Annotated in this window: 16 protein-coding genes; 9 read left to right on the top strand and 7 right to left on the bottom strand. The window is 69.9% G+C overall.

Annotated features, from left to right (window positions below):
* Positions 1-83: 83 nt before the first annotated feature.
* Positions 84-701, top strand: a complete 618-nt coding sequence (locus tag Tchl_RS02935) for a hypothetical protein (RefSeq protein ID WP_075147071.1) — start codon at positions 84-86, stop codon at positions 699-701.
* 27 nt (positions 702-728) lie between these two features.
* On the opposite strand, the gene Tchl_RS02930 is transcribed toward Tchl_RS02935, so the two are convergent.
* From Tchl_RS02930 to ftsY, 6 genes are all read right to left on the bottom strand, one after another.
* Positions 729-2,606 (bottom strand): ABC transporter ATP-binding protein, encoded by a 1,878-nt coding sequence (locus Tchl_RS02930; RefSeq protein ID WP_075147070.1) that lies wholly within the window; start codon positions 2,604-2,606, stop codon positions 729-731.
* Between the two features lie 229 nt (positions 2,607-2,835).
* The gene (gene ahpF / locus Tchl_RS02925) at positions 2,836-4,404 is read right to left on the bottom strand and encodes an alkyl hydroperoxide reductase subunit F (RefSeq protein ID WP_075147069.1); all 1,569 of its coding nucleotides are present in this window, start codon (positions 4,402-4,404) and stop codon (positions 2,836-2,838) included.
* Positions 4,405-4,542: 138 nt separating this feature from the next.
* Positions 4,543-5,106, bottom strand: a complete 564-nt coding sequence (gene ahpC / locus Tchl_RS02920) for an alkyl hydroperoxide reductase subunit C (protein ID WP_075147068.1) — start codon at positions 5,104-5,106, stop codon at positions 4,543-4,545.
* Positions 5,107-5,264: 158 nt separating this feature from the next.
* Positions 5,265-6,161, bottom strand: a complete 897-nt coding sequence (ftsX, locus tag Tchl_RS02915; protein ID WP_075147067.1) for a permease-like cell division protein FtsX — start codon at positions 6,159-6,161, stop codon at positions 5,265-5,267.
* Positions 6,158-6,853 carry a cell division ATP-binding protein FtsE gene (locus Tchl_RS02910; RefSeq protein ID WP_075147066.1) on the bottom strand — a complete coding sequence of 232 codons (696 nt, stop codon included), beginning with the start codon at positions 6,851-6,853 and terminating at the stop codon, positions 6,158-6,160. The genes ftsX and Tchl_RS02910 overlap by 4 nt, the downstream gene beginning before the upstream one ends.
* Positions 6,850-8,067: a signal recognition particle-docking protein FtsY gene (ftsY, locus tag Tchl_RS02905; RefSeq protein ID WP_075147065.1), complete on the bottom strand. Its 1,218-nt coding sequence runs from the start codon at positions 8,065-8,067 to the stop codon at positions 6,850-6,852. Before ftsY ends, Tchl_RS02910 begins: the two co-directional genes overlap by 4 nt.
* A gap of 161 nt (positions 8,068-8,228) precedes the next feature.
* Between ftsY and Tchl_RS02900 the strand changes: the two genes are divergently transcribed.
* From Tchl_RS02900 to Tchl_RS02880, 5 genes are read left to right on the top strand one after another with little or no spacing between them, the layout of a single operon-like run.
* The gene (locus Tchl_RS02900; protein ID WP_075149544.1) at positions 8,229-9,602 is read left to right on the top strand and encodes a M16 family metallopeptidase; all 1,374 of its coding nucleotides are present in this window, start codon (positions 8,229-8,231) and stop codon (positions 9,600-9,602) included.
* Positions 9,603-9,633: 31 nt separating this feature from the next.
* Complete coding sequence (locus Tchl_RS02895) at positions 9,634-11,058, top strand: M16 family metallopeptidase (protein ID WP_083945137.1); 1,425 nt, start codon at positions 9,634-9,636, stop codon at positions 11,056-11,058.
* Positions 11,055-11,594, top strand: coding sequence for a 16S rRNA (guanine(966)-N(2))-methyltransferase RsmD (gene rsmD, locus Tchl_RS02890; protein ID WP_075147064.1), 540 nt, complete (start codon positions 11,055-11,057; stop codon positions 11,592-11,594). The genes Tchl_RS02895 and rsmD overlap by 4 nt, the downstream gene beginning before the upstream one ends.
* Complete coding sequence (coaD, locus tag Tchl_RS02885; protein WP_075147063.1) at positions 11,591-12,079, top strand: pantetheine-phosphate adenylyltransferase; 489 nt, start codon at positions 11,591-11,593, stop codon at positions 12,077-12,079. The genes rsmD and coaD overlap by 4 nt, the downstream gene beginning before the upstream one ends.
* An 18-nt stretch (positions 12,080-12,097) precedes the next feature.
* Positions 12,098-12,349 carry a YfhL family 4Fe-4S dicluster ferredoxin gene (locus Tchl_RS02880; protein ID WP_075147062.1) on the top strand — a complete coding sequence of 84 codons (252 nt, stop codon included), beginning with the start codon at positions 12,098-12,100 and terminating at the stop codon, positions 12,347-12,349.
* Positions 12,350-12,381: 32 nt separating this feature from the next.
* Here the strand turns inward: Tchl_RS02880 and mutM are convergent, their stop codons facing one another.
* Positions 12,382-13,227, bottom strand: a complete 846-nt coding sequence (gene mutM, locus Tchl_RS02875) for a bifunctional DNA-formamidopyrimidine glycosylase/DNA-(apurinic or apyrimidinic site) lyase (RefSeq protein WP_075147061.1) — start codon at positions 13,225-13,227, stop codon at positions 12,382-12,384.
* A 249-nt stretch (positions 13,228-13,476) separates the two neighbouring features.
* Here mutM and Tchl_RS02870 point away from each other — a divergent pair, with 249 nt between their 5' ends.
* From Tchl_RS02870 to ispE, 3 genes are read left to right on the top strand one after another with little or no spacing between them, the layout of a single operon-like run.
* Positions 13,477-15,192 carry a tetratricopeptide repeat protein gene (locus tag Tchl_RS02870; RefSeq protein WP_075147060.1) on the top strand — a complete coding sequence of 572 codons (1,716 nt, stop codon included), beginning with the start codon at positions 13,477-13,479 and terminating at the stop codon, positions 15,190-15,192.
* Positions 15,189-15,767 carry a lipoprotein insertase outer membrane protein LolB gene (gene lolB / locus Tchl_RS02865; protein ID WP_075147059.1) on the top strand — a complete coding sequence of 193 codons (579 nt, stop codon included), beginning with the start codon at positions 15,189-15,191 and terminating at the stop codon, positions 15,765-15,767. The genes Tchl_RS02870 and lolB overlap by 4 nt, the downstream gene beginning before the upstream one ends.
* Positions 15,749-16,627, top strand: a complete 879-nt coding sequence (gene ispE / locus Tchl_RS02860) for a 4-(cytidine 5'-diphospho)-2-C-methyl-D-erythritol kinase (protein WP_075147058.1) — start codon at positions 15,749-15,751, stop codon at positions 16,625-16,627. The genes lolB and ispE overlap by 19 nt, the downstream gene beginning before the upstream one ends.
* The last annotated feature ends 3 nt before the right edge of the window (positions 16,628-16,630 follow it).

Genomic DNA, 16,630 nt, shown 5'->3' with positions numbered 1-16,630 from the left:
GGCCCTGAGGCACATCAAGGCCAGTGGCAGGCGCAGCGCCGACAATCCGCGCTTCACCCTCACCGACACGCCCCGGAGCGACCATGACCGATCCACGCTTTCCCGCCTTCTACGCCGAAGTGCCGCGCCTGCGCGTGCGCGACCCGCTGGCCGAGTTCCTCGGCGCGGCCGAAGGCGGCATCCTCGAATACGGCTACGCCGACGCGGTGAAGCTGGCCGGCCATTCCTGCCCGACCGTGGCCTCGACCTACGCCCTCGCCCATCACGCGCTGACCCGGTTGTACCCGGACGGGCTGCCGGTGCGCGGCGGGGTGCGGGTGGAGTTCGCCCATCAGGTGGACGAAGGCGTCACCGGCGTCGTCGCCGCGGTCGCCGGCCTGCTCACCGGGGCGGCGCAGGACGGCGGCTTCAAGGGCATCGGCGGGCGCTTCGTGCGCCGCAACCTGCAGGCATTCGGACTGGAGCGCCCGCTGACGATGCGCTTCGTGCGCGTCGACAGCGGCGCCGCGCTCGATGCCGGCGCCGAGCTGTCGAAAGTGGCCCCCGACCCGCAGATGCCGCTGCTGCTGCAGCGCTGCGTCCACGGTCAGGCCGACGCCGGCGAAGCGCGCCGCTTCGGCGAGCTGTGGCAGCAGCGCGTGGCGCGCATCCTGCTCGAGCACTGGGACGACCCCGAAGTGTTCCACCTGCGCCCGGCCTGAGCCGCGGCGCGCGGGGGGCGCCGGCGATCACACCGGCATCGCCGCATCCTCGTCCGCGTCCTCGGGTTCGGCGCCGAGAAAGCCGCCGCTCTGGTGCGCCCACAGCCGGGCGTAGAGCCCGCCGTACGCCAGCAGGCTGCGATGGTCGCCCTCTTCGACGATACGGCCTTTGTCCATCACCACCAGGCGGTCCATCGCCGCGATCGTCGACAGGCGGTGGGCGATCGCGACCACGGTCTTGCCTTCCATCAGGCGGTACAGGCTTTGCTGGATCGCGGCCTCGACTTCGGAGTCGAGCGCGCTGGTGGCCTCGTCCAGCAGCAGGATCGGCGCATCCTTGAGCATCACCCGGGCGATCGCGATGCGCTGGCGCTGGCCGCCGGAGAGCTTGACCCCGCGCTCGCCGACGTGGGCGTCGTAGCCGCGCCGCCCCTTGGGGTCGGTGAGGCCGAGGATGAACTCGTGCGCCTCGGCGCGGCGGGCGGCGGCGATCATGTCGGCGTCGGTGGCGTCGGGGCGGCCGTAGAGGATGTTGTCGCGCACCGAGCGGTGCAGCAGCGAGGTGTCCTGGGTGACCATGCCGATCTGCGCGCGCAGGCTGTTCTGCGTCACCCCGGCGATGTCCTGGCCGTCGATCAGGATGCGGCCCGATTCGAGGTCGTAGAAGCGCAGCAGCAGGTTCACCAGCGTCGACTTGCCCGCCCCCGAGCGGCCGACGACGCCGATCTTCTCGCCCGGGCGGATCGCCAGCGAGAAGTCGTCGATCACACGGCGCGCCTGCGGCCCGGTGGCGCCGTAGGCGAACACGAGGTGCTCGAAGCGGACTTCGCCGCGGCTCACCACCAGCGGCTTCGCCTCCGGACGGTCGACCACCGCGTGCGGACGGGACAAGGTGTTGATCCCGTCCTGCACCGTGCCGACGTTCTCGAACAGCTGCGCCGCCTCCCACATCACCCAGTGCGACATGCCGTTCAGGCGCAGCGCCATTGCCGTCGCCGCGGCCACCGCGCCGACCCCGATCGCGCCCTGCACCCACAGCCACAGCGCCACCCCGCTGGTGGCGAGGATCAGCCCCATCGACAGGCTGTGGTTGACGATCTCGATGCTGCTCACCAGGCGCATCTGCGCGTGCACGGTGTGCATGAACTCCTTCATCGCCCCGCGCGCGTAGCCGGCTTCACGCCCGGCGTGGGAGAACAGCTTCACCGTGGCGATGTTGGTATAGGCGTCGGTGATGCGTCCGGTCATCAGCGCGCGGGCGTCGGCCTGGGTGCGCGACACTTTCGACAGGCGCGGCACGAACCAGCGCAGGGTCGCGAGGTAGAGCGCCAGCCAGCCGAGGAAGGGCAGCAGCAGCCAGGCATCGAAGCTCGCCACCACCAGGGTCAGGGTGGCGAAGTAGATGGTCACGAAGACCAGGATGTCGGTCATGATCAGGCAGGTGTCGCGCACCGCGAGCGCGGTCTGCATGACCTTTGCCGACACCCGGCCGGCGAACTCGTCCTGGTAGAAGCTCATGCTCTGGCCGAGCATCAGGCGGTGGTAGTTCCAGCGCAGGCGCATCGGGAAGTTGCCCGCCAGGGTCTGGTGCTTGAGCATCGTCTGCACCGCCACCAGGGCGATGCTGCCGACGATGATGACGGCGAGCAGCAGCAGGGTGGCGCCCTCGTCAGACCACAGCCGCGCCGGCTCCACCGCCGCCAGCCAGTCGACGACACGGCCGAGCATCGCGAACAGCAGGGCCTCGAACGCGCCGATGGTGGCAGTCAGCAGCATCATGCCGAGGATGAACGGGCGCAGGCCTTCGGTGCCCGCCCACAAAAAGGCGAAGAAGCCGCGCGGTGTGGCCCCGGGAACGGCATCGGGATAGGGGTCAACGTGACGCTCGAACCAGCTGAAAAGCACGTGAAAGTCTCCTTGACGGGCCCGGGGCCGCCCCCCGCACCATCCGCGCCGGCGCATGCGCTGCATCTCGGTGGTCGCATCGGCGGCACCTGCCGCCCGCGCGTAAAGCGGATCGAGGGGCGCGCTGCAGCCCAAACCAGGGCTCTGACAGGTGCAGTGTGCCGCGGGTGCCCGCAACACGCAAAAAGCCCCGCTCGAAGCGGGGCACTTGCACGAACGCAAGGGGCGCTCAGGCCGGTGCACTGCTCCGGATCAGGTGATCGAAGGCCGACAGCGAAGCCTTCGCCCCTTCGCCCATGGCGATGATGATCTGCTTGTACGGCACCGTGGTGCAGTCGCCGGCGGCGAAGATGCCCGGCACCGAAGTCTGGCCCCTGGCATCGACGATGATCTCGCCGAAACGGGTGAGCTCGAGCGTGCCCTTGGCGAAGTCGGTATTGGGCAGCAGGCCGATCTGGACGAAGATGCCTTCGAGCTCGATACGGCGCACTTCGCCACTGGCGCGGTCCTTGTACACCAGACCGTCCACCTTGTCGCTGCCGGTCACTTCGGTGGTCTGCGCGCTCTTGATCACCGTCACGTTGGGCAGGCTGTGGAGCTTCTTCTGCAGCACCGCGTCGGCGCGCAGCTCGTCGGCGAACTCGAGCAGGGTGACGTGGGCGACCACCCCGGCGAGGTCGATCGCGGCCTCGACACCGGAGTTGCCGCCGCCGATCACCGCCACGCGCTTGCCCTTGAACAGCGGGCCGTCGCAGTGCGGGCAGTAGGCCACGCCCTTGCCGCGGAACTCCCGCTCGCCGGGCACGTTCATCTCGCGCCAGCGCGCGCCGGTGGCGACGATCACGGACTTCGCCTTGAGCACGGCGCCGTTGTCGAGCTTCACCTCGTGCACGCCCTCGCCCGGCACCAGCTGCGCGACACGCTGCAGGTTCATGACATCGACGTCGTACTCGCGGACGTGCTCTTCGAGGCTGGCGACCAGCTTGGGGCCCTCGGTGTACTTCACCGAGATGAAGTTCTCGATCGCCATCGTATCCATCACCTGACCGCCGAAGCGCTCGGCGACGACGCCGGTGCGGATGCCCTTGCGCGCAGCGTAGATCGCGGCGGCCGCGCCAGCCGGGCCACCGCCGACGACGAGCACGTCGAAGACGTCCTTGGCCGACAGCTTCCCGGCATCGCGTGCCGCGGCGCCGGTGTCGACCTTGGCCAGGATCTCGCCCAGCTCCATCCGCCCCTGGCCGAAGGGCTGGCCGTTGAGGAGTACCGTCGGCACCGCCATGATCTTGCGCGCCTCGACTTCGTCCTGGAACAGCGCGCCGTCGATCATGGTGTGGCGGATGTTGGGGTTGAGCACCGCCATCAGGTTCAACGCCTGCACCACCTCCGGGCAGTTGTGGCAGGACAACGAGATGTAGGTCTCGAACACGTACTCGCCGTCGAGGGCGCGGATCTGTTCGATCAGCTCGGGCGCGGCCTTGGGCGGATGGCCGCCGACCTGCAGCAGGGCCAGGATCAGCGAGCTGAACTCGTGCCCCATCGGCAGCCCGGCAAAGCGCACGCGCCCCGGCTCGCCCCTGCGGGCGAGCGCAAACGAGGGCTTGCGCTCGCCCGCCTGATCGCCGGGCGCGCCCGACTCGATGACGGTGATCTTGTCGCTGAGCTCGGCGAGCTCGCCGAGCAGGGCCCGCATTTCACCCGACTTGTCGCCCTCGTCGAGCGACGCGACGAGCTCGATCGGCTGCGTGACCTTGTCCAGGTAGGCTTTGAGTTGAGTCTTGATGTTGGCGTCGAGCATGGTGATGTCGTCCGTGAGGTTAGGCGGGAGTGCGGCTTCGGGGAGCGGCGGGCGGGCGCCGACATGAAACAGCCGGCACGGGGCCGGCTGCAAAGCGTTGCGCCCGGGCGGCCTGCGCCCGGGGAGGATCGCAGCGGCTCAGATCTTGCCGACCAGATCGAGCGACGGCGCCAGCGTGGCGTCGCCTTCCTTCCACTTCGCCGGGCACACTTCGCCCGGGTGGTTGCGGACGTAGATCGCGGCCTTGACCTTGCGCAGCAGCTCCTGGGCGTCGCGGCCGATGCCGCCGGCGTTGATCTCGACGATCTGGACCTTGCCATCGGGGTCGATCACGAAGGTGCCGCGATCGGCCAGGCCGGCGTCCTCGATCAGCACTTCGAAGTTCTTCGACAGCACCCAGGTGGGGTCGCCGACCAGCGGGTACTTGATCTTGTGGATCGTGTCCGAGGTGTCGTGCCAGGCCTTGTGGGTGAAGTGGGTGTCGGTCGACACGCCGTAGATCTCGACGCCCAGCTTCTGGAACTGGGCATAGTTGTCGGCGAGATCGCCCAGTTCGGTCGGGCACACGAAGGTGAAGTCGGCGGGGTAGAAGAAGACCACCGACCACTTGCCCTTCAGGTTGGCTTCGGTGACGTCGACGAACTGGCCATTGTGGTAGGCGGTGGCTTTGAACGGCTTGACTTCGGTGTTGATCAGCGACATTTGCGATTCTCCAGCTGAGGTTGTGGGAAGCGTTGGGTGAAACTCGATGGGATGCAGTCTAAGGAATCCGGGCGAATTGCACTAATTGATTGTCGAGATAATCACGATTGAAAAATCCTATCGCGTTCGATTCTGCCCCTTCCCGCCGGCTTGCGATCTCAGGCCCCGGCCAGATGTCGCCGCACCGAAATCACCGCGCCCAGCCAGCCGAGGAAGGCGGCGAACGCCACCATCGACAGCGCCGCACGCCCATCCGGCCCGGCAAGCACGAACACCGCGCCATAGGTTTCGGCCAGCGCCGCCACCGGCCCGGCCAGCGCGTGCACGCCCGCCCACACCGTCCCCAGCGCCACCAGGCCGCCGAGCGCCCCCTGCAGGCCGCCGAACCAGTAGAACGGGCGGCGGATGAAGGGGTCGGTGGCACCGAGCAGGCGGCTGACCGCGATTTCCTGACGCTGGGTGAGGATCTGCAGGCGAATGGTGTTGAAGGTGACGATCACCAGCGCGAAGCCGAGCAGCCCCGCCACCATCAGCACCGCCGAGCGCCCCAGTCCGAGCAGGGCGTGCAGGCGCGCGACCCAGGCCGCATCGAGCTGCACCTGTGCGACTTTCGGCCATTCCCGCATCTGTGCCGCGATGCGCTCGAACACCGCAGGATCCCCGCTGTGCGGCGCGATCACGAACGCATCGGGCAGCGGATTGGTGCCGAGACCGCCGAGCACGTCCCCCAGCCCCGCAGCCTCGAGCTGGCGGACCGCCTCATCGCGCGATACGAAGCGGTAGCTCGCGAGCTCGGCCTCGGCGTTCAGCCGGCGCTCGATCGCCTCGACGTCGGCAGGCTTCGCCCCGATATCGAGAAAGATACTGATCTCGGGCGTCCCGGAAACCCCGCGCACCAGCGAGGCGACATTGTCCAGCAGCAGGAAAGCCCCTCCCGGTAAGGACAGGGCGATGCCCACCACCAGCGCCGAGAGCGCGGTGCCCAGCGGCTGGGCAAGCAGCCGGCGCAGCGCCGCGCCAATGGCCCGCGCATGGAGGTAAAGCCAGTGTTTCATGCGGATGCCTCCGCCGCCGGGTGGCCGGCAGTGCTGGAATCTTCGGCGAGGAGGCCTTTCGCCAGCACCAGCCGGCGCGGGCGGCTGGCGGCGAACAGGCCGGCATCGTGGGTCGACACCAGCACGGTAACACCGGCGTCGTTGAACGAGCGGAACAGCAGGGCGATGTCTGCTGCATAGGCCGGATCGAGGTGGGCGGTGGGCTCGTCGGCGATCAGGATCGACGGTCGATTGACGATCGCGCGCGCGATCGCCACCCGCTGCTGCTCACCGCCCGACAGTCCGGCCGGCATTTCCTTGCCGCGGCCGTCAAGGCCGACGCGCTCGAGCGCGGCGGCCGCCCGTTTCGCCGCGTCCCCCGGCGGATGACCGGTGATCACCAGCGGCAGCATGACGTTGTCGAACACGCTGCGGTCGAACAGGAGGCGGTTTTCCTGCAGCACGAGGCCGAGGTTGCGGCGCAGGTAGGGAATCGCCGCCGGCGGCAGGTGGGAGACGTCCTGGCCGTTGATCAGCACCCGCCCCGCGGAGGGGCGCTCGATCACCGGAATCAGCTTGAGCAGCGTGCTCTTGCCCGCGCCCGAGTGCCCGGACAGGACCACGAGCTCGCCGTGGCGGATCTCGAAGCTGACCCCGGCGAGCGCGCTGTAGCCGCCCGCATAGCGCTTGGCGACGTCCTCGAAGACGATCATCTACGTCCGCCCGCGCCGTTTTTGACCGCCGCGGCACCGGGCTCGAACAGCGCATCGACGAACTCGCGCGCCGCAAAGGGTTGCAGGTCGTCGATGCCCTCGCCGACGCCGATGAAGCGCAGCGGCTTCGGGCACTGGCGCGCGATCGCCGCGAGCACCCCGCCCTTGGCGGTGCCGTCGAGCTTGGTCACCACCAGCCCGGTGACGCCGATCGCCTTGTCGAAGGCCTTCACCTGGGCGAGCGCGTTCTGGCCGATGTTGGCGTCGAGCACCAGCAGCACCTCGTGCGGGCCGGAGGGGTCGGCCTTGGCGATGACGCGGCGGACCTTGGCGATCTCCTCCATCAGGTGGAGCTGGGTCGGCAGCCGCCCGGCGGTGTCGGCGAGGACGACGTCGATCTTGCGCGCGCGCGCGGCGCTGATCGCATCGAAGATCACCGCCGCCGCATCGCCGCCGTCCTGCGCCACCACGGTAACGTTGTTGCGCTCGCCCCAGCTCATCAGCTGTTCGCGCGCGGCGGCGCGGAAGGTGTCGCCGGCGGCGAGCAGCACGCTCTTGCCGCGGGCCTGGAAATACTTCGCGAGCTTGCCGATCGAGGTCGTCTTGCCCGAGCCGTTGACCCCCGCGATCATGATGATGAAGGGCTGGTGTCCCTCCACCTGCAGCGGCGCCTCGAGCGGCGCGATGATTTCGTGCAGGCCGTCGGCGAGCGCCTTCTGCAGCTGGTCGGCGGTTTCCAGGCGGTCGCGCTTCCAGCGCCGGCGCAGTTCGTCGATCAGGTGCTGGGTGGCATCCACGCCGCAGTCGGCCATCAGCAGGGTGGATTCGAGTTCCTCGAGGAGGTCCTCATCGATCTTGCGCAGCCCGAACAGGCTCGCCAGCCCGCCGCCGATCTGCTGGCGGGTGCGGGCAAGGCCGGCCTTGAGGCGCTCGGTCCAGGGTTTCTTCGCCGCCGGAGCGGGTGGGGCGCTGTCCACCGCGACCAGGTCCGGCGCCGGAGCCGCGGCGTCGACAGCGGCCGGCTCCATCGGCACGGGCGCGGTGACGGCAGGATCGGGCTCCGGCGCTTCGGCAACGGGCGCGGGCGCGCAATCGGGTTCGGCCGGCGCAGGCGGCTCGGCCGGCGCAGGTTCGTGCGCCTCCTCGGCCGCCGGGGGAGCGGCCGGAGCCGCGTCTTCGGTCTTGCCGAACTTCTTTTTCAGGAAACCAAACATGAAAGGCTCGGGTCACAGGGGTCGTTTTGCGTCGGCGACGTCCGCCCGCAATCGTGGGCGGGCACCGCCGATCACGCTAAGATGCGGCTCCCCGGCCGGCCGGCGCAGCACGCGCAAGCCCCGCGGAGTGCCGCGAATTCTAACAGATGCAGGACATCTCCATGTTTCGTCAGACCTTTGCCCGCACGCTGCTGACGGGAGCCGCGCTGGCCGCCGCACTGGCGCCGCCCGCACTCGCCAACCCGTTCCAGACCACTCTTGCCAACGGCATGAAACTGATCGTCAAGGAAGATCGCCGCGCGCCTTCGGTGGTGCACATGGTGTGGTACCGCGCCGGCGCGATGGACGAGCCCGAAGGGGTGTCGGGCGTCGCCCACGTGCTCGAACACATGATGTTCAAAGGCACGAAGGCGGTCGGCCCGGGCGAATTCAACCAGCGCGTGGCCGCGCTGGGGGGGCGCGACAATGCGTTCACGAGCAAGGATTACACCGCCTACTTCCAGCAGGTGCCGCCCGCCCACCTCGACACGGTGATGGCGCTCGAAGCCGACCGCATGCAGAACCTGGAGCTCACCGACGAGGCTTTCGCCCGCGAGATCGAAGTCGTCAAGGAAGAACGCCGCCTGCGCACCGACGACCAGCCGCGCGCGCTGGTCTACGAGCAGCTGATGGCCACCGCGTTCCAGGCCCACCCCTACCGCCGCCCGGTGATCGGCTGGATGCCCGACCTCCAGGCGATGCAGGCCGAAGACGCGCGCACCTGGTACCGGCGCTGGTACGCACCGAACAACGCCTGGCTGGTGGTGGTCGGCGACGTGGACCACCAGGAGGTGTTCCGCCAGGCCGAACAGCACTACGGCGCGGTCGCCGCGCGCGCCCTGCCCGCGCGCCGCATCTCGACCGAACCCGCGCAGCGCGGCCCGCGCAGCGCGGTGGTGAGGGCGCCGGCCGAGCTTCCCTACCTGGCGATGGCGTGGCAGGTGCCGGCACTGCGCGACCCCGCCGCCGACCGCGAAGCCTATGCCCTGCAGGTGCTGGCGGCGGTGCTCGACGGCCATGACGGCGCCCGCCTCAACCGCCAGCTCGTGCGCGATGCCCGCCTCGCGGTATCGGCCGGCGCCGGCTACGACGGCAGCGGGCGCGGCCCTGCGCTGTTCTACCTCGACGGCGTGCCCGCGCCCGGCCACACCATGGACGAACTCGAAGCCGCGCTGCGCACCGAGCTGCAGCGCATTCGCGACACCGGGGTGAGCGCGGCCGAGCTTGCCCGGGTGAAGACGCAGGCGGTCGCCAGCCGCGTCTACAAGCGCGACTCGCTGATGGGCCAGGCGATGGAAATCGGCTTCCTGGAGGCAGCCGGCCTGTCCTGGCGCGACGAGGAGCGCCTGCTCGAAGGCCTGCGCGCGGTCACCGCCGAAGAAGTGCAGGCGGTGGCACGGCGCTATTTCAGCGACGACAGCCTCAGCATCACCCGCCTCGAACCGCAGCCGCTGGCCGAACAGCGCCCGCGCGCGCCCTTCGCCGCCCACCGTTGACCCGCATCCGGCCAGGAACCCCGCCCCCGCCATGATCGCCACCTTGACCCCCTTCGTGCACGCGACTTCCCCCCAGCGCCGGCCAGCACACGCGCTCCTCGCACGCTTCGCCTCCATCGCCGCTCTCGCCCTCACTGCCTTTCTCGGCCTCGCCGCACCGGCACAAGCCACCCCGCAGATCCAGCACTGGACCGCGCCCACCGGTGCCCGGGTGTATTTCGTCGAAAGCCGCGCCCTGCCGCTGGTCGACATCCGGGTCGACTTCGCCGCCGGCGCCGCCTACGACCCGCCCGCCAAGGCTGGCCTCGCCGGGCTCGTCCAGGCCCTGCTCGACGCCGGGGCAGGCGGGCTCGACGAACAGACCATCGCCGAGCGCGAAGCCGACCTCGGCGCCCGCCTCGGCGGCGGCACCGACGACGACCGCGCCAGCCTGTCGCTGCGCAGCCTGTCCACCACGGCCGAGCGCGATGCCGCGGTCGAGCTCGCCGCCACCTTGCTGGCGCAGCCCGCCTTTCCTGCCGAAATCCTCGAACGCGAGCGCCAGCGCACCATCGCCGCGCTGCGCGAAGCGCTGACCCAGCCCGCCACCCTCGCCGCGCGCCAGTTCAGCGCTGCCGTATACGCTGGCCACCCCTACGGTCGCCAGGTCACGCCGGAGTCGCTGAGCGCGATCACCCGCACCGATCTGGTGGACTTCCACCGCCGCCACTATGCTGCGGCCCGCGCCTCGGTCGCCATCGTCGGCGACGTCGATCGCACCACCGCCGAGCACATCGCGGTGCGCCTGACCGAGGCCCTGCCACAGGCCGGCGCCACCACCACCCTGCCGCCCCCGGCCCCGATCGACGCCGCGACCTTCCGCATCCCCCACCCCTCGGCGCAGGCCCACATCCTCCTCGGCCAGCCCGGGATGGCGCGTGAGGACGCCGACTACTTTGCCCTGCTGGTCGGCAACTACGTGCTCGGCGGCGGCGGCTTCGTCTCGCGCCTGACCAAGGAAGTGCGCGAAAAGCGCGGCTTCGCCTACAGCGTGTACAGCTATCTGTCGCCGCAGCAGGTTGCCGGTCCGTTCCAGATCGGACTCCAGACCCGCGGCAGCCAGGCCGAGGAAGCGCTCGCGGTGGTGCGCGACACGCTCGCCCGCTTCATCGCCGACGGACCGACGGCGGAGGAGCTGCAGGCGGCCAAGGACAACCTGGTGAACGGCTTCGGCCTGCGCCTGGATTCCAACGCCAAGCTGCTCGAGCACGTCGCGATGATCGGCTTCTACCGCCTCGCGCTGGACTGGCTCGACACCTATCCGCGGCAGGTCGCCGGCGTCGACGCCGCCGCCGTGCGCGAGGCCTGGCAGCGCCGCATCCGGGCGCAGCAGCTCGTCACCGTGATCGCCGGCGGCGACGGCGACCGGGCGCCGGACGGCGAGCCTGCCGCCGCCGCGCAGGGCGCGGAGCAATGAGCCGGGTGCGCATCGTCGGCGGGCAGTGGCGCTCGCGCCTGCTCGAGGTCGCTGCCGTGCCCGGCCTGCGCCCGACCCCCGACCGCGTGCGCGAGACCCTGTTCAACTGGCTCGGCCAGGATCTCGACGGCCAGCACTGCCTCGATCTGTTCGCCGGCACCGGGATCCTCGGCTTCGAGGCGGCTTCGCGCGGCACCGCGACGGTCGTGCTGGTCGAGCACGACGCCCGCGCCCTCGATGCGCTGCACAAGGCGGCGCAGGCCCTGCAGGCCTCGCAGGTGGAGATCGTGCGCGGCGATGCGGTAAGATTCGCCCGGACGACGCCGCGCACCTTCGACGGCGTGTTCCTCGATCCACCCTACAGGCAGGGCTGGCTCGAGCAGGTGGCGCCCTGGCTCAACCGGGTCGTGCGACCGGGCGGATGGCTCTATGTCGAGGCCGAAGCCGCGGTGGAACACCTGGGCGACTGGCACACTGTGAAGCAGGGCCGCGCCGGACAGGTCCACTTCCATCTGATGCGCAGGAGCCAGGCATGAAGGAAACGGTAGCGGTTTACCCGGGTACGTTCGACCCGTTCACCCGCGGCCACGAAGACCTCGTGCGACGCTCGTCGGTGCTGTTCGACCGCGTCGTCGTCGCGGTCGCGCGCAGCAGCAGCAAGAATCCGATCTTCTCGCTCGACGAGCGGGTCGACATCGCGCGCGCGGCGGTCGCTGCCTTCCCCAATGTCGAAGTCGCCGGCTTCGACTGCCTGCTGATGAAGTTCCTCAAGCAGCAGGGCGCGCGCGTGATCCTGCGCGGCCTGCGCGCGGTGTCGGACTTCGAATACGAATTCCAGATGGCGGGGATGAACCGCAAGCTCTATCCGGACGTCGAAACCGTGTTCCTGACGCCGGCCGAGGAATACATGTTCATCTCCGCCACGATGGTGCGGGAAATCGCCCGCCTCGGCGGCGATGTGAGCAAGTTCGTGCAGCCCCAGGTGCTGGCACGACTGCAGGACAAACTGACCTCAAAGTAAAGGCAAGGAAGCAATACCATGGCTCTGATGATTACCGACGAATGCATCAACTGCGACGTCTGCGAACCGGAGTGCCCCAACGGCGCCATTTCCCAGGGTGAGGAAATCTATGAAATCGACCCGAACAAATGCACCGAGTGCGTCGGCCATTTCGACGAGCCGCAGTGCCAGCAGGTGTGTCCGGTGGACTGTATCCCGCTCGACCCCAAGCGCCAGGAAAGCAAGGAAGAGCTGATGGCGAAGTTCCTGAAGCTGACCAAAAAGGCCTGAAGCCGCCGCTCGGCGCCGCTTCCGGAACGGCATCAGGCGGGCTTCGGCCCGCCTTTTTTCATGCGGCGGCGCTGGCAGTGGGGGCAGAAGAAGGTCGCACGCTGCCCGCTGACGACACGGCGGATCGCCGCCCCGCACTGCGGGCATGGTTCGCCGCCACGGCCATATACCGCGTACTGCTGCTGGAAGTAGCCGGGCCGGCCGTCACCGCCGACGAAGTCGCGCAGCGTGCTGCCGCCTGCGGCGATGGCTGCGCACAGGGTCTCGCGCACCGCAGTCACCAGTCGCGCGCAGCGCTGCGGGCCGAGCAGGCCGGCCGGCTCCAGGGGGTGGATGCGGGCGCGGAACAGGCTTTCCGATGCATAGATGTTGCCCACGCCGACCACCCGCCGGCTGTCCATCAGCACATGCTTGATCGGCGCCCGCAGGCCGCGCGTGACGCGGTGGAGCCAGGCGCCGTCGAACGCCGCGGACAGCGGCTCCGGTCCCAGCCCGGCGAGCAGCGGGTGCAGCGCGGCCGCGCCCGGCTGCCACAGCACAAGGCCGAAACGGCGCGGATCGCGCAGGCGCAAGAGCTGCCCGCCGAACACGAAGTCGACGTGATCGTGCGCACCGGGCGGCATCCCGGCCGGGACCAGGCGCAGGCTGCCGGACATCCCCAGATGCACGATCAACGTGCCGTCGCCGAAATCGAACAGCAGGTACTTCGCCCGCCGCCGCACCGCCAGCAGCCGGCGCCCGGCGAGGAGCGGCCCCAGTCCTGCCGGCAGCGGCTGGCGCAGCCTCGGGTTGCGCACCACCAGCGCATCGAGCGTATGCCCCTCGAGGTGGGGGCGGATTCCGCTGCAGGTGGTCTCGACTTCGGGCAGTTCAGGCATCGGACAGGCTTCCGGGAGAAGGATCGGCGGGCCGGGAGTTGCCGCCGCGGGGGCATTCGGCTTGCAGGCACGGCGCCGATCTGCATACCATGGAGCGAACCGCATTCTAGTTCAGTGCCCCGACCGTTCCAATCGACCGCAGCAACCCGCCCGCACCACTCGCGCCAGCCCCTCCCGGCCCACCTTCCCGCCCCACTACCCCGCCGCGCGCGCCGACCACAGCCCACCGAAGTCCGTCGAACCACCCCAATGAAGAATCCCCTCTCCCGCCTCGCCCGTTCGCTGTGCTTCGCCCTCACGCTGGGCATCGGCGGCGTTGCCGCTGCAGCGAACGACGAACCCGGCGGCGACCCCCTTCCGGCGCAGGAGCTGAGCCCGGCCACCCTCTATCACTTCCTGCTCGCCGAAATCGCCGGTGCGCGCGGTCAGGTCGGGCTTTCCGCCCAGCTCTACGTCGATCTCGCACGTTCGACCCGCGACCCGCGCATTGCCCGCCGCGCGACCGAGATCGCGATGTATTCGCGCGACCTGCGGCTGACCACCGAAGCGGCAACAATCTGGGTCGAATCCGCGCCCCAATCGGAGGAGGCACGCCGGGTGCTGGCCAGTGTGCTCAATGCCAGCGGTGACGGTGATCTCGACCTCGACACCATCCAGATCCAGCTCGCCCGCGTCCTCGCCCAGTCCTCCGGCCGGCTGGCGCAGAACCTGCTCGGGCTCAACCGCGCGCTGGCCAGCGTGCCCGACAAGCAGGCGGCCAAAACCATCATCAACCGCCTGACCGAACCCTACCTCGAGCTGCCCGAGGCCCATATCGCGCGCGCGCAGGCGGCACTCCTCGGCCAGGCTCCGATGGAAGCGCTCGCCGCGGTGGATCGTGCCCTCGAGCTCAACCACGGCTGGGAGCCGGCCGTGCTCCTCAAGGCGCAGATCCTGCACCAGGCCGGCGCCGGCGACGAAGCGCTCCGCCAGCTCGAAACCGAACTGGAACGCAAGCCGGACAGCGCCCCCTTGCGCCAGGCCTACGCCCGTGGCCTGGTCGGAGCCCAGCGCTTCGACGAAGCACGCAGCCAGTTCCGCCGCCTGCTCGAGGCCCACCCGGGCGACGCCGAACTGCGCTACGCCGTCGGCCTGCTGTCGCAGCAGCTCGGGGACGATGCCGACGCGGAGGCGAACTTCCGCCTCGCACTCGATGGCGGTCATCCGCAGCCGGACCTGATCCGCCTGCAACTGGGACAGATTGCCGACGCCCGCGGTGACGGCGAGCACGCGCGCGAATGGTTCGGACAGATCAGCGACGAGCGCCACCGGCCCGAGGCGGTGATCCGCAGCGCGCACAGCCTCGCCCGCGAACGCCGTCTCGACGAAGCACGCGCCCTGCTCCAGGCGCAGGATGGCGAAGCCTCGCTGCGGCGCCGCTTCATCATCGCCGAGGCCCAGCTGCTGCGCGATGCCGAGCGTCCCGCCGAAGCCCTCGGCGTGCTCGACGCGGCACTCGCCACGCTGCCCGACGACCCCGACCTGCTGTACGAAGCCGCCATGCTGGCCGAGCGTCTGGACCGCATCGACCTCATGGAAACCCGCTTGCGCCGCATCATCGCGCTCCAGCCCGACCACGTGCATGCCCACAACGCGCTGGGCTACTCGCTCGCCGACCGCAACCTGCGCCTGGACGAAGCCGAAGCACTGATCGGCCGTGCCCTCGAGCTTGCCCCCGACGACCCGTTCATCCTCGACAGCATGGGCTGGGTGCGTTTCCGCCGCGGCGACATCGACTCCGCGCTCGAGCACCTCGAACGCGCCTACGCGCTGCGCCGCGACGCCGAGATCGCCGCTCATCTGGGCGAAGTGCTGTGGGCCCTCGACCGCCGCGACGATGCGAAGCGGATTTTCGGCGAGGCCCTCGCCGCCCATCCCGACAACCGCCTGCTCAACGAAACCGTGCTGCGGCTGCGCGCCCAATGAGCGCGCCACGCGCGCTGCTCGCGGCGCTCGCCGGGGCGCTCGCGCTCGGCGCCTGCGCGCCCCTGCCCGTACCCCCCGCCAGCCCTGCAGCGGTCCGCCACGCGCAGCCCATGTTCACCCTCGAAGGCCGGATGTCGGCCACCGACGGCCAGCAGGCCGCGAGCGGGCGCATCGAATGGGAACATGCGCCGCACGCCGACCGCCTGACCCTGCTCAACCCGCTCGGCCAGATCGCCGCCCGGCTCGACAGCGATGCCGCCGGCGCCACCCTGCTTACCGCCGACGGCCAGCGGATCGTCGCCGCCAGCGCCGACGCCCTGCTGCCGCAAGTGCTCGGCGTCGACGTGCCGGTGGCGCGCCTGCGGCTCTGGGTGCAGGCCGCACCCGACGCCGGCGCCGAAGTCCGTCAGCGCGACGCCTACGGCCGCCCGCAGCTGCTCATCGACCAGGGCTGGCGCATCGATTACCTGGCCTACGCCGACGACGGCGCCGGCGCCCCGCCCGCCCGCCTCGACATTTCACGCGGCGACCACCGCATCCGCCTGATCATCGATTCATGGACCGCCCGCCCCTGACCGCCCCTTCGACAACCGATCCGGCCCGCCTCACGGGCTGCCCCGCACCGGCCAAGCTCAACCTGTTCCTGCATGTGACAGGGCGCCGGGCCGACGGCTACCACCTGCTGCAGACCGCCTTCCGCCTGCTCGACTGGGGCGACACCCTCGATTTCACCCTGCGTGCCGACGGCCTCGTCCGCCGCACCACCACCCTGCCCGGCGTTCCCGCAAAACAGGATCTGGTCGTGCGTGCCGCGCGTCTGCTGCAGGCCCACACCGGCTGCAGCCTGGGCGCGGAGATCGCCGTGCACAAGGTCCTGCCGCTGGGGGGCGGCATCGGCGGCGGCAGCTCCGACGCCGCCACCACCCTGATCGCCCTCAACCGGCTCTGGCGGACCGGGCTGTCGCGCCCCCAGCTACAGGCGCTCGGCCTGCAACTGGGCGCCGACGTGCCGGTCTTCGTGTTCGGCCGGGACGCTTTCGCCGAAGGTATCGGCGAAGCGCTGCAGCCGCTGAGCCTGCCGCCGGCCTGGTACGTCGTGCTATCGCCGGGAATCTCGGTACCGACCGCCGAAATTTTTTCAGCGAAGGACTTGACGCGCGATACACCTCCAATCAGAATGGCGGACTTCGCAGCGAGCACTACCCGAAATGACTTGCAGCCAGTGGCCTGCAGCCGTTACCCGGAAGTGCGAGACGCGATCGAGTGGCTGGCGCAGTACGCACCGGCCACGATGACGGGATCGGGCGCTTGTGTATTTGCGGAAATCCCCTCGGAAGCCGAGGCCGGCCGTATCGCAAGGAGCTGTCCGCCACGCTGGAAAGCCTGGAAAGCGCGAAGCCTGACTCGCCATCCGCTTTACGAGTGGTTAGAATAGCGC

Origin of the sequence: Thauera chlorobenzoica (assembly GCF_001922305.1) — a bacterium.
Lineage (GTDB): Bacteria > Pseudomonadota > Gammaproteobacteria > Burkholderiales > Rhodocyclaceae > Thauera > Thauera chlorobenzoica.
This window is presented reverse-complemented; position numbering and strand designations above follow the sequence as displayed.

Excerpts from the sequence above, each read along its gene's own strand:
- Tchl_RS02935 (WP_075147071.1), top strand. The coding sequence starts at position 84 with ATGACCGATCCACGCTTTCCCGCCTTCTACGCCGAAGTGCCGCGCCTG.
- ahpF (WP_075147069.1), bottom strand. The coding sequence starts at position 4,404 with ATGCTCGACGCCAACATCAAGACTCAACTCAAAGCCTACCTGGACAAG.
- ahpC (WP_075147068.1), bottom strand. The coding sequence starts at position 5,106 with ATGTCGCTGATCAACACCGAAGTCAAGCCGTTCAAAGCCACCGCCTAC.
- ftsX (WP_075147067.1), bottom strand. The coding sequence starts at position 6,161 with ATGAAACACTGGCTTTACCTCCATGCGCGGGCCATTGGCGCGGCGCTG.
- Tchl_RS02910 (WP_075147066.1), bottom strand. The coding sequence starts at position 6,853 with ATGATCGTCTTCGAGGACGTCGCCAAGCGCTATGCGGGCGGCTACAGC.
- ftsY (WP_075147065.1), bottom strand. The coding sequence starts at position 8,067 with ATGTTTGGTTTCCTGAAAAAGAAGTTCGGCAAGACCGAAGACGCGGCT.
- Tchl_RS02900 (WP_075149544.1), top strand. The coding sequence starts at position 8,229 with ATGTTTCGTCAGACCTTTGCCCGCACGCTGCTGACGGGAGCCGCGCTG.
- Tchl_RS02895 (WP_083945137.1), top strand. The coding sequence starts at position 9,634 with ATGATCGCCACCTTGACCCCCTTCGTGCACGCGACTTCCCCCCAGCGC.
- rsmD (WP_075147064.1), top strand. The coding sequence starts at position 11,055 with ATGAGCCGGGTGCGCATCGTCGGCGGGCAGTGGCGCTCGCGCCTGCTC.
- coaD (WP_075147063.1), top strand. The coding sequence starts at position 11,591 with ATGAAGGAAACGGTAGCGGTTTACCCGGGTACGTTCGACCCGTTCACC.
- Tchl_RS02880 (WP_075147062.1), top strand. The coding sequence starts at position 12,098 with ATGGCTCTGATGATTACCGACGAATGCATCAACTGCGACGTCTGCGAA.
- mutM (WP_075147061.1), bottom strand. The coding sequence starts at position 13,227 with ATGCCTGAACTGCCCGAAGTCGAGACCACCTGCAGCGGAATCCGCCCC.
- Tchl_RS02870 (WP_075147060.1), top strand. The coding sequence starts at position 13,477 with ATGAAGAATCCCCTCTCCCGCCTCGCCCGTTCGCTGTGCTTCGCCCTC.
- lolB (WP_075147059.1), top strand. The coding sequence starts at position 15,189 with ATGAGCGCGCCACGCGCGCTGCTCGCGGCGCTCGCCGGGGCGCTCGCG.
- ispE (WP_075147058.1), top strand. The coding sequence starts at position 15,749 with ATGGACCGCCCGCCCCTGACCGCCCCTTCGACAACCGATCCGGCCCGC.